A 10,879-nucleotide genomic window follows, 5' to 3' on the forward strand; every position below is an offset into this window, starting at 1 on the left:
CAGCGCTGCGTGAAGGGATACCGGTATATCGGCCAGTTGGGGCCCGAGTTGAGCGCCTTGGAGGGGGCTTTCAGCGAAAGCTGCCAATCCGTTCACGTATGCGAAGAAGCTGACCGGTGTGTTGTTTCGTTTGCTTGCAGGAGCGGCGTAAGCCGCGACGCTGGTGTCGCTTGCAGTCGCTGGCGGTACCTCGACCGGCGGTATGTCAGCTTCGCGGCTTACGCCGCTCCCACAAAAAGAGAAATCCGATGCCAGCGACTGGCATCGGATCTCGGGTGACTCAATCGTTCTGGTTTGCAGTGTTGCCGCCACAACCAACGATGGTGTTTCTTAGAACTCCTGCCAATCCGAGTCGGCCAGTTCAGCTACTGCGGTGCGTGCGGCGGCGGCGCGGCGGCGCGGTGCCGGCGCTGCTGCCTGGACCGCAGGGCGGGGCGCCGGTTCCCGTACGTAAGCCGGGGCGTCGGTGACTGCAGAGCCTTCCTCCAGCTGGAACACGGAGACCACGTTGGCCAGGTGCGCGGCCTGCTCTTCCATCGAGCGGGCGGACGCGGTCGCTTCTTCGACCAGCGCTGCGTTCTGCTGGGTGGTTTCGTCCATCTGCACGATGGTCTGGTTGACCTGTTCGATACCCGCGGACTGTTCCTGCGATGCGGCGGAGATCTCGGCCATGATGTCCGTCACGCGCTGCACCGAGGCGACGATCTCGCCCATGGTGGTGCCGGCCTTGCGGACCAGGGCCGAGCCGTCGGCGACCTTGCCGACCGAGTCGTCGATCAACCCCTTGATCTCCTTGGCGGCACCCGCCGAACGCTGTGCAAGCGTGCGCACTTCCGAGGCGACCACGGCGAAGCCGCGGCCCTGTTCGCCAGCACGGGCGGCTTCCACTGCCGCATTCAAGGCCAGGATATTGGTCTGGAAGGCGATGCCGTCGATCACCGAGATGATCTCGGCAATCTTGCGTGAGGACTGCTCGATCTGGGTCATGGTGGTCACCACCTGGCTGACCACGTCGCCGCCCTGCGAGGCTACCGAAGCAGCGCCGATGGCGAGCTGGTTGGCCTGGCGTGCCGACTCGGCGTTCTGGCGCACGGTGGAGGTCAGTTCCTCCATCGAGGCGGCGGTTTCCTCCAGGTTGGCAGCCTGCTGCTCGGTGCGGCGCGACAGATCGTTGTTGCCAGCGGCGATCTCGGTGGCGGCCGAATTGATCGAAACCGAGGATTGCTTGATTCGGCCAACGATACCGGTCAGCTGCTCTGCGGTGGCGTTGGCATCGTCACGCATGGTGGCGAACACGCCCTGGTACTCGCCATGCATGCGCACGGTCAGGTCGCCGCGGGACAGCGCCGACAGCAGGGCCGAGATCTGTTCCAGGCTGCTGGCATTGGCATCCAGCAGGCTGTTGATCTGCTCAGCCAGCTGCAGGAAGAAGCCATCCTTGTCCGCCGTGCCGATGCGGCCACTGAGGTCGCCTGCGGCAGCGGCCTCGATGATGCGCGCCACTTCCTTCTCGACCTGGGCCTCGGTGCTGCGATCGCGCCATTCAACCACATGGCCAACTGCAACATTGTTGTCGTCGCGGATCACCGAAATGGTCTGCGCGAACTCGGCTTCGCCGAAGCGCATTTCGCGCTTGAACACGCCGGTGCGGTCCAGTGCTTCCAGTACCTTTGCGTCCACTTCGCCACGGTACTCCAGCGCGGTGACGGGCTGGCCGATCAGCGGCTTGCTGGTGTCGTAGTGACTCAGCGACTGGGTGAGCTCTTCGCCATGTTCGCTGAGCTTGTCGAGCAGGGCGCGGTTGGCGTAAACGATCTCCAGGTCGTTGTTGGTCAGGTATACGCCGGTCGAGGAGTAATCCAGTGCGGTACGGATGCGCAGGTTTTCGCTGGCAATGATCTGGTCACGGTCAATGCGTTCGCGCAGGTCGCGCTGCATGCGCTGCATGGCGCGCAGCAGGTCGCCCACTTCATCGGCACGCGATACATCGATCGAGCCGTCAAGTTTGCCGCTGGCCACTTCGTTGGCAACGTCCACCGCACCACGCATCGCGTTGACCAGCGAACGGGCGAACAGCCAGATCAGCGCCAGACCGGCAGCACCACCGACCAGGACTGCAATGACGATCAGCAGGGCCGAGGTCCGGTAGGTCTCCGCGGCCTGCTTGGCAGCGGCCTGGGCACGCGTGTTGTCGTTGGCGGCAAGTGCCTGCAGGGCCGCGTAGGCCTTGCGATGCAGGTTGCGGGTCTCGCCGACGAAGGTATCGATGGCGTCGTCCGGCAGATCCAGTTCCAGCATTTCGTTGACCGCATCATAGGAGGCGGTGGTCTTGCCCCAATCAGCGACAAAAGCGTCAAACAGCTTCTTCTGCTCCGGGTTGTCGATCAACTTCGGATAGGCGGCGATGGTGGTATCGATCTGCAGGCGCAGTTCGGTTGAACGTGCCTTCGCGTCGGCCTTTACGTCATCACTGGCTCGTACCAGGCTCTGGTAGGAGACATTGCGATACTCGCTGACCATGCCGCTCAGCTCACCAGTGGTGCGGAGGCTGGGCATGCGGTTTTCAGCGAGGTCGGTGGTGACGTTGTTCAGCGAGTGCAGGCCGCGGTAGGCGACGATGCCCTGCAACAACATGACGAACAGCACGACGCCGAAAGTAAGCATCAGCTTCGGCTTGAGTTTCAGCGAGTTGATCCACTGCATCTTGCGCGGTCTCCGGGAACAGGCCCCGCCATGTCACAGGCGCGGGGTGGCACGCCGGCGGGGCCGGCGTGACGAAAGGCGGATTACTTGATGTTTGCCAGCTTCAGGTTGGCCGGCGATGCCACTTCGATCTCGGCGCGCGATGCGTCGCGCTGGATCTTGCCGATCACGCAGACCGTCTTGCCTTCCAGGGTTTCCAGCGGGAAACCGAACTTGCTGCGGTTGCTGCCGGCGATGCGGGCCGAGAAGGTGTGGCGCGGGAACATGCCGCCCATGTGCAGGAAGGTTGGCTGGCCCTCGGAGCCTTCGGCGTAACGGGCTTTCTCAACCTTGCCGCAGACCATGCCGTCCTTGCCGGCGAAACGCGCTGCGCTTTCCGGCGGGATCATTTCGGCATCGGCGGCGGCATCGAACGCGACGGTTGCCAGTACGGTGGCAGCAAACAGCGGAAGTACATGCTTGTACATCGGAAACTCCGGGAAGGGAAAGTAAGGCCAGTCGGGGAGGACAGGCATGCAATGGCTATCGGCCTGCAGGTGCCGCGCTTGAATCGCATGCATGAAACTGTGATCGACTTTGCGAAACGCCAGTTCAGGCCGCTTCTTCGGCAACACTCGGCTGGCCGAGGTCGGCGGTGTCGAGCAGGGTCTCGATATCCAGCAGGATCAGCATGCGGTCGTCCTGGGTGCCGATGCCCGAAATGAAGCGGGTATCGACGGCGGCGCCGAATTCCGGGGTCGGGCGGATCTGCTCGGCGTTGAGCGGGATCACGTCCGAAACGCTGTCCACGACGATGCCGACCACGCGGTCTTCGACGTTGAGCACGATCATCACGGTGAAGGCGTCATAGCGGGCTTCATCCAGGCGCAGCTTCAGGCGCAGGTCGATGACCGGCACGATGGTGCCACGCAGGTTGATCACACCCTTGATGTAGTCCGGCGCGTCCGGCACCCGGGTGACGGCGTCGTAGCCGCGGATTTCCTGCACTTTGAGGATATCCACGCCGTAATGTTCATTGCCGAGGGTGAAGCTGAGGTACTCGCCGCCGGTGGTGTCGGCGGACGTGCTGCGGGAGTCATTCATGGCGGATCCTGGTCCTGGCGGGCTGCCGATGCGTTGCGGCTGTTGCACCGGTATCGGCGTAGCGTCGGGGGACTTTAGGAGGCCAAGCGGTAAAGGCGTGGTGCGGCGGCGTGCTCAGGCTGAATTGTGCGCGCCATCATGTTATTGACCGCCAATAGTTTGGCGGATAGTTGGCTGGGAGGACGGTTTGAGGGCAGGCCCCGAAACCGGCGAATGCCGCCGCAGCCTCATTCAATCGCCGTTGCTGCGTGCCTTGCGCAGGCGGTCGATGCGGAAGATGTAGCGCTGGATGCTGTTGTCCGCGCCGCGCGGCAGATCGTCGAAGCGCAGGCCAATGCGGGTCATTTCGGTGCCGTTGGGTTGCTTCTGCTGGCGCAGGTTGCAGACCACCAAGGGGACGGAGATCGGCGTACTTTCCGGGATCTCCAGGATGCAGCCGGGGTAGCGGCTCTGCAGCTTCAGCAGGTTCTGTTCGGGTGGCAGCAGCAGGGCGATACCGCCGGCGCTGATGTCCAGCACACGCCAACGGCTGGGCTCATCGCCTTCCGGGTCTGGCAGTACGCAGTACGGGGAATCGCCGACCGGCGTTTCCAGTCGGTAAAACTCGCGCCGCTGCAGGTGGTAGACCTCCTCCGGCAACGGCACCTCGAACGCGACATGCCCGTCACGCTCGATGCGGCGGTGGCCATGCAGTTGGAAACGCACCATGACCTTGTCGACCTGGCCGAAGCAGAGCAGGCCGCCGGCAGTTTCGACAGTGCGGTTGATCGACGGTACCGGGCTGGCGTCCAGCACCAGGCCATGCATGTCGACTTCCAGTACCGCCGAGGGGAACGCCTGATCGCGCCCATCCGGGTGCACGTTGATCATTGAACGCTGATCAATCATGCCTTGCAGCAGATGGCGCACCTGGTGCGGATTGCGCACCATGTAACGGTCGTCGGCGTACAGGTTGCCGGCGTGCGGTGACGGCGTCGGTGCGAGCGATTCTTTGTCGGGCATGGACACGGTTGCGATTGGGTCGAAGATCAGCGCGGCGCGGATGAGTACGCCATAAACTGTGATAACGGCCGCCTTTTTAGCATCTTTAGCTGGGCTGTTACGAGCTTGCCCGCCGGACGCGGAGCGCAAATGGCTGCCAGCGGCGCGAGCTGCTTCCGGGAATGCTAGGCAGTTGATGGATTCGGCCTGGCCTGGTTGAGTTCAAGCAGGCAGCCGGAGCGTCAGCTCTGTCCCTCACTCAGGGAGGCTCGCGATCAGGGGCGCTGAAGCGTCAGGCCATCTTCCGCACGCGGGAGGGGGCTGGAAAGGAGAAAGAGGGGTGCGGGGCCTTGCCGGGGAGCGAGGAGGGAGGCAGGACGCAGCGTTCCTGCCCCCCTGACCAGGCCGCGTCAGAATTCCTGCCAGTCATCCGTGCTGGCAACCGGTGCGCGACTGCTGGGCTTGGGGATCGCACGCAACGCTGGACGGCCGCGTGGCGGTGCTGCGCCTGGGCTGGCGGCAACCTTGGCCAGCGACGCACTCACCGAGCCGGCAAGACGGAACTGCGCCACCGCGTCGGTGAGCTGGCGGGCCTGGTCTTCCATCGAACGCGCGGCGGCGGTGGCTTCCTCCACCAGCGCCGCGTTCTGCTGGGTGGTCTCGTCCATTTGCATGACGGTCTGGTTGACCTGCTCGATGCCGGTGGACTGTTCCTGCGAAGCGGCGGAGATATCGGCCATGATGGTGGTGACGCGCTGCACCGAGGCAACGATCTCATCCATGGTGTTGCCCGCGCGGCGTACCAATGCCGACCCTTCACCCACTTTGCCGACCGAGTCGTCGATCAGCCCCTTGATCTCCTTGGCCGCCGCCGCTGAGCGCTGCGCCAGCGTACGTACTTCCGATGCGACCACCGCAAAGCCACGCCCCTGATCGCCGGCGCGGGCCGCTTCGACGGCAGCGTTCAGTGCCAGGATATTGGTCTGGAAGGCGATGCCATCGATCACGCTGATGATGTCGGCGATGCGCTGCGACGATTGTTCGATCGAACTCATGGTCGAGACGACTTGCCCCACCACGTTGCCGCCCTGGGCAGCGACCTCGGCCGCGCCGCGCGCCAGCTGATCTGCCTGACGGGCGTGCTCGGCGTTCTGGCGTACGGTGGAGGTAAGCTCTTCCATCGATGCGGCGGTTTCCTCCAGGTTGGCGGCCTGCTGCTCGGTGCGGCGCGACAGGTCATCGTTGCCCGTGGCGATCTCGCTGGCCGACAGACTGATGCTGCCGCTGGCTGCCTGGATGCGCGAGACGATGCTGCTCAGCTGGTCGACCGTAGCGTTGCCGTCGTCACGCATGCGCGCGAAGACACCGTGGAAATCACCTTCCATGCGATGGGTCAGGTCACCCTGGGCAACCGCCTGGAGCAACTGCGAGAGATGGCCCAGATTGTCTTCGGTGGTTTCCATCAGCGAATTGACACCACCGACCATGCCGCGGAAGTCGTGCTCGAACTGGTCGGCGTTGCCGCGCTGGCTGAAGTCACCGGCGGCGGCGGCGTGGGCCAGACGCTTGATCTCGTTGTTGATCGCTGAAAGGCTGGCCTTGGTACCGTCCATGGCCTGGGTGATGGCTGCCTTTTCGCCCGGCAGACGGTCCATGTCCACCGACAGGTCGCCGCGTGCATAGTGGCGCATCACCTCGACCACGCGCATCTTGACGCCGATATGCTGGGCGACCAGCGTGTTGACCTCACGCACCATGCGCCCGTACTCGCCGGGGAAACGGGACTCATCGATGCGGAAGCTGATCATGCCCTGGTCGTGCTCGCGCGCCATCTCGATCTGCGCGCCGATGACTGCCTTGAGCTGGTGTTGCACGCGCTGCATCGAGACCAGCAAGGCGCCGACTTCGTCCTTGCGGTTGCTGTCGATGGTGCCGTCCAGGCGGCCGTTGGCGACATCGTCCGCGGCACGCAATGCATCGTTCACCGGTCGCACGATGGCACGCACGATCACCATGCCAAGGCCCGCGGACAGCAGCCCCAACAGCAGCATGCAGACCACGATGGCGGTGCTGCTGCGCGTCTGCGCGGCATTGGCATTGGCGACTTCCTTGTCCAGTACCGATGCAACGTGGGCGCTGAGTTTCTCGACGGCCTCGAACAGGTCGCGGCGGCTGATGCGTGACTGGTCGTTGGAGATGTTCTGGGCCAGCTCGAACTGACCTTCGCTGATGGCTTTTTCCATCAGGGCATGTGCGCCGAGGTAGGCATCCAGGGTCTTGCCCAGCTCGGCGTACAGGCTCTGCTGGGTCGCATCGGCAGGCAGGGCTTCGTACTGCTTGCGGTGCTCGACCAATTTCTGCCGCTGGTCGATGATGCGCTGGTTGTACTCGGCGACGAAACCCGGTTCATGCAAATGGGCAAGCTGGGACAACTCGGCGATGCGGATTTCCGCCAGGTCGGCGCGCATCCGCTCCAGATACTGCACGGCAGGCATGTAGCGGGCGCTGACCTCGCCAAGCTGGTTCGTGGCCTGGTGCAGGCGCTGCACCGCAAAGCCGCCCATTGCCAGGGTAGTCAGTGTGGTCAGGGTGAAAGCAACTGCGAGTTTTCTGGCGATGCTGAGGTTGCGAAAGAACTCCATCTCTGACTCTCCGGATCGACTGCAGATTGGGGCGCTGTGCAGGGGCTGCTTGCTGCCCTGGATCACATAGCGCAGTGTCCACGCCGCAATCCTATGCGGGCGTTGTCATAGCCGATAACGGCGTTCTCTGCGTTCGCTGTAGAAGGTTTTCTGACGGAAATTCTGAAGAATTCAGCACAGTTGTTAACGCCAACATCACCTCACTTAGCGGTTCAAATTCATCACGAGGAATGAGTGATGGGCCCAACGCATGGAGTGTGCGTGCCACCACTATTTCACATTGTTTCATCTACTCTCTTACGATCAGCGTTTGAGGGTGCATTACTACCCGGTTTACTCAGCCGGCGAACGTTCGCGCACAAAAAAGCCCCCGGCATGGCTTGCCGGGGGCCTGTAGGGCGATTGGCAGATCAGAACTCCTGCCAGTCGCCGTCATCCATTTTCAGCGCAGTCTGTCCGCCACGTGCGCTGGTGGCGACTGGCCGCAGTCGCTGCCGCGGCGGCGGTGCAACGGCACTGGCTGCTGTTTTTCCCGAGGATTTGCGGGCGTCGTCAGCGGCGATGCGGAACACCGCCACGGCTTCGGTCAGCTGGGTGGCCTGGTCTTCCATCGAGCGTGCGGCAGCGGTGGCTTCTTCCACCAGCGCGGCGTTCTGCTGGGTGGTCTCGTCCATCTGCATGACGGTCTGGTTGACCTGGTCGATGCCAGCGCTCTGTTCCTGCGAGGCTGCCGAGATCTCGGCCATGATGTCGGTCACGCGCTGCACCGAGGTAACGATCTCGTCCATGGTGGTGCCGGCCTGCTGCACCAACACCGAGCCTTCGCCGACCTTGCCGACCGAGTCGTCGATCAGGCCCTTGATCTCCTTGGCCGCCGCCGCCGAACGCTGGGCGAGGGTGCGCACTTCCGAGGCAACCACGGCGAAGCCACGGCCCTGTTCACCGGCACGTGCGGCTTCCACCGCGGCATTGAGCGCCAGGATATTGGTCTGGAAGGCGATGCCATCGATGACACTGATGATGTCGGCGATCTTCTTCGACGAGGCCTCGATGGCGCTCATCGTGGTCACCACCTGACCAACCACGGTGCCGCCCTGGCTGGCCACGCCATGTGCGCCGATGGCGAGCTGGTTGGCCTGGCGCGCATGTTCGGCGTTCTGGCGCACGGTCGAGGTCAGTTCCTCCATCGAGGCAGCAGTTTCCTCCAGGTTGGCAGCCTGCTGCTCGGTCCGGCGCGACAGGTCACTGTTGCCGGTGGCGATCTCGGTGGCAGCCAGGTTGATGCTGGAGGCAGCGTGCTGGATGCGGCCAACAATATCGGTCAGCTGGCCTACGGTTGCATTGGCGTCGTCGCGCATGTCGGCGAATACGCCGTGGAAATCGCCTTGCATGCGCACGGTCAGGTCGCCACGGGCGATGGCCTGCAACAGCTTGGACAGCTCGGACAGGTTGCCATCGGTGGTTTCCATCAGCTGGTTCAGGCTGCTGACCATGTCGCGGAAGTCGTGTTGGTAGGCCGCCGCGTCGCCGCGGACCGAGAAGTCGCCCTGGGCGGCGGCGTGCGCCAGGCGCTTGATCTCGTTGTTGATCGCCGACAGGCTGGCCTTGACCGCATCGACGGTCTCGGTGATGACGGCCTTCTCGCCAGGCAGGCGTTCGATGTCGATCGACAGGTCGCCATTGGAATAGCGCTTGATGACGTCCAATGCCGACAACAGCATCTGGATGTGCGAATTCACCAGCGCGTTGCTTTCCTTGACCATGACTCCGTAGTCGCCGGGGAAGGCCGCCTCATCCATGCGATGGCTGATCGTGCCGGCATCGTGCTGCATGGCCATCTTGCGCTGCGCGCCAATCACCGCTTGCAACTGTGCCTGCATGCGTTGCATGGAGGTGAGCAGGGTCCCCAGTTCGTCGTCTCGTTGCACGCTGACGGCGTTGTCGAGCTTGCCGGCTGCGATGTTGTCGGACAGCGCGACGGCCTGGTTCAGTGGCGTGAACACAAATCTGCGCAACAGCAGGAACAGCGCGCCACACAGCAGCAGGGCGGCAACGATGCCGACCACGATGATCGTCCACAGCAGGGCACGTGCCTGCTGCATCAGCAGGGCGCGGGGCACCACCACGCCAAAGGCGAAAGTCTGCTCGGCGTTGCCTATCTTCAACGGGACATAGGTTTCCACCATGTCCTGGTCAAGGGCCGCGTCGTGATGCTGCTCGAAGGTGATCCTGCCACTGGCGGTGTTGGCCAGCATCGCGCGGGTGTCGGCATCGTCGGCCTTGCTGCCGACCTTGGCCGGGTCGCGGTCGGCGATGATGGTGCCGGTCGGCGACAGCAGGCGCACATAGCCTTGCTGCATCGGGCGCATCTTGGACAGGCGGTCCTGCAACGACTGCAGGGCGAAGTCCACTGTCACCACACCCAGGAACTGGCCATCCTGCACGATGGGTGTTGCCAGCGTGGTCATCAGGATCTTCTTGCCGCCGATCTCGTAGCTATAGGGTTCCAGCACCGAGGGCTTCTTGTTGGCGGCGGGCTGCAGATACCAGTCGCCGTCGCCAGGCACGTCGTAGCCACGCAACGGCTCCTGCACTGGCGCGCCGTCCTGCCAGGCCCAATAGCTCATGAAACGACCGCTGGCATCGTGCCCGTCGCTATCGATGTGGTTGGCGTCGTCGCCATCGAATGCCTGTGGTTCCCACAAGGTGCCGACGCCCACCCATTGCGGATTGTTCAGTGCCTGGGAATGCAATACCTGCGCGGCGCTCAGACGACTGAAGCCGCCCTGCTGGCGCAAGGCCAGGAAGCTGCGTGACAAGGTGTCATTGGCCTCGAAGCCGCGGCCCAGTTCGGCGGAGATGCGTTGGGCCTCAAGTTCGGCCATGTTCTCAAGGCTGACCCGGGATGCCGACAGCAGCGCATCACTGCTGCGCAGGTAGATGAACAAGGCGGTGAGGCCGAATGCGAACGTAGCGACCAATGCCGTTCCCAGCATCAAGCGCATTGCAATACTGCGGGTTAGGAAGTTCGTGGGCAAGGACATGGGGTGCTGCTGGCCTGGAAGGTAAGGGGTTTGTCAGTACATCGGCATTTGCGGGCGTTGCTGGAGTGTCCTGTGATGAAAACGTGGACGGCGTCGCCGTTGCCGGGGACGCCGTCTGTCACGGGACCAGCGGGCGATCAGAACTCCTGCCAATCGCCTTCGTTGTCGATACGCACGGCAGCGTTGCCGCGCTGCGCCGGGGCAACCGCGCGCAGGCGGCGGGCTGGCGCCACGGCAGCGGCGATTGCCGGCTTGGCCTGCAGCGGCTGTGCGGTCATGGCCTGCAAGGCGTCGGTACGGAACACCGCCACGGCCTCGGTCAGCTGGGTGGCCTGGTCTTCCATCGAGCGTGCGGCAGCGGTGGCTTCTTCCACCAGCGCGGCGTTCTGCTGGGTGGTCTCGTCCATCTGCATGACGGTCTGGTTG

At 63.7% G+C, this 10,879-nt stretch carries 6 protein-coding genes and 1 pseudogene; all 7 read right to left on the reverse strand.

What is annotated here, in order from left to right:
- Positions 1 to 330: 330 nt before the first annotated feature.
- Entirely contained in the window at positions 331 to 2,703 is a 2,373-nt protein-coding gene (locus ACVOLQ_RS16410; RefSeq protein ID WP_481528667.1) for a methyl-accepting chemotaxis protein, read from the reverse strand.
- Between the two features lie 83 nt (positions 2,704 to 2,786).
- Positions 2,787 to 3,170 (reverse strand): hypothetical protein, encoded by a 384-nt coding sequence (locus ACVOLQ_RS16415; protein ID WP_481528668.1) that lies wholly within the window; start codon positions 3,168 to 3,170, stop codon positions 2,787 to 2,789.
- 124 nt (positions 3,171 to 3,294) lie between these two features.
- Positions 3,295 to 3,786, reverse strand: a complete 492-nt coding sequence (locus tag ACVOLQ_RS16420) for a chemotaxis protein CheW (RefSeq protein ID WP_282272732.1) — start codon at positions 3,784 to 3,786, stop codon at positions 3,295 to 3,297.
- Between the two features lie 231 nt (positions 3,787 to 4,017).
- Positions 4,018 to 4,788: a flagellar brake protein gene (locus ACVOLQ_RS16425; protein WP_481528669.1), complete on the reverse strand. Its 771-nt coding sequence runs from the start codon at positions 4,786 to 4,788 to the stop codon at positions 4,018 to 4,020.
- A 389-nt stretch (positions 4,789 to 5,177) separates the two neighbouring features.
- Positions 5,178 to 7,409, reverse strand: a complete 2,232-nt coding sequence (locus tag ACVOLQ_RS16430) for a methyl-accepting chemotaxis protein (protein ID WP_481528670.1) — start codon at positions 7,407 to 7,409, stop codon at positions 5,178 to 5,180.
- A gap of 410 nt (positions 7,410 to 7,819) precedes the next feature.
- The gene (locus tag ACVOLQ_RS16435) at positions 7,820 to 10,453 is read right to left on the reverse strand and encodes a methyl-accepting chemotaxis protein (RefSeq protein WP_313171785.1); all 2,634 of its coding nucleotides are present in this window, start codon (positions 10,451 to 10,453) and stop codon (positions 7,820 to 7,822) included.
- Positions 10,454 to 10,590: 137 nt separating this feature from the next.
- Positions 10,591 to 10,879, reverse strand: a pseudogene (locus ACVOLQ_RS16440) (methyl-accepting chemotaxis protein); the annotation flags it as partial.

It is taken from the genome of Stenotrophomonas sp. STEN031 (genome assembly GCF_056759975.1).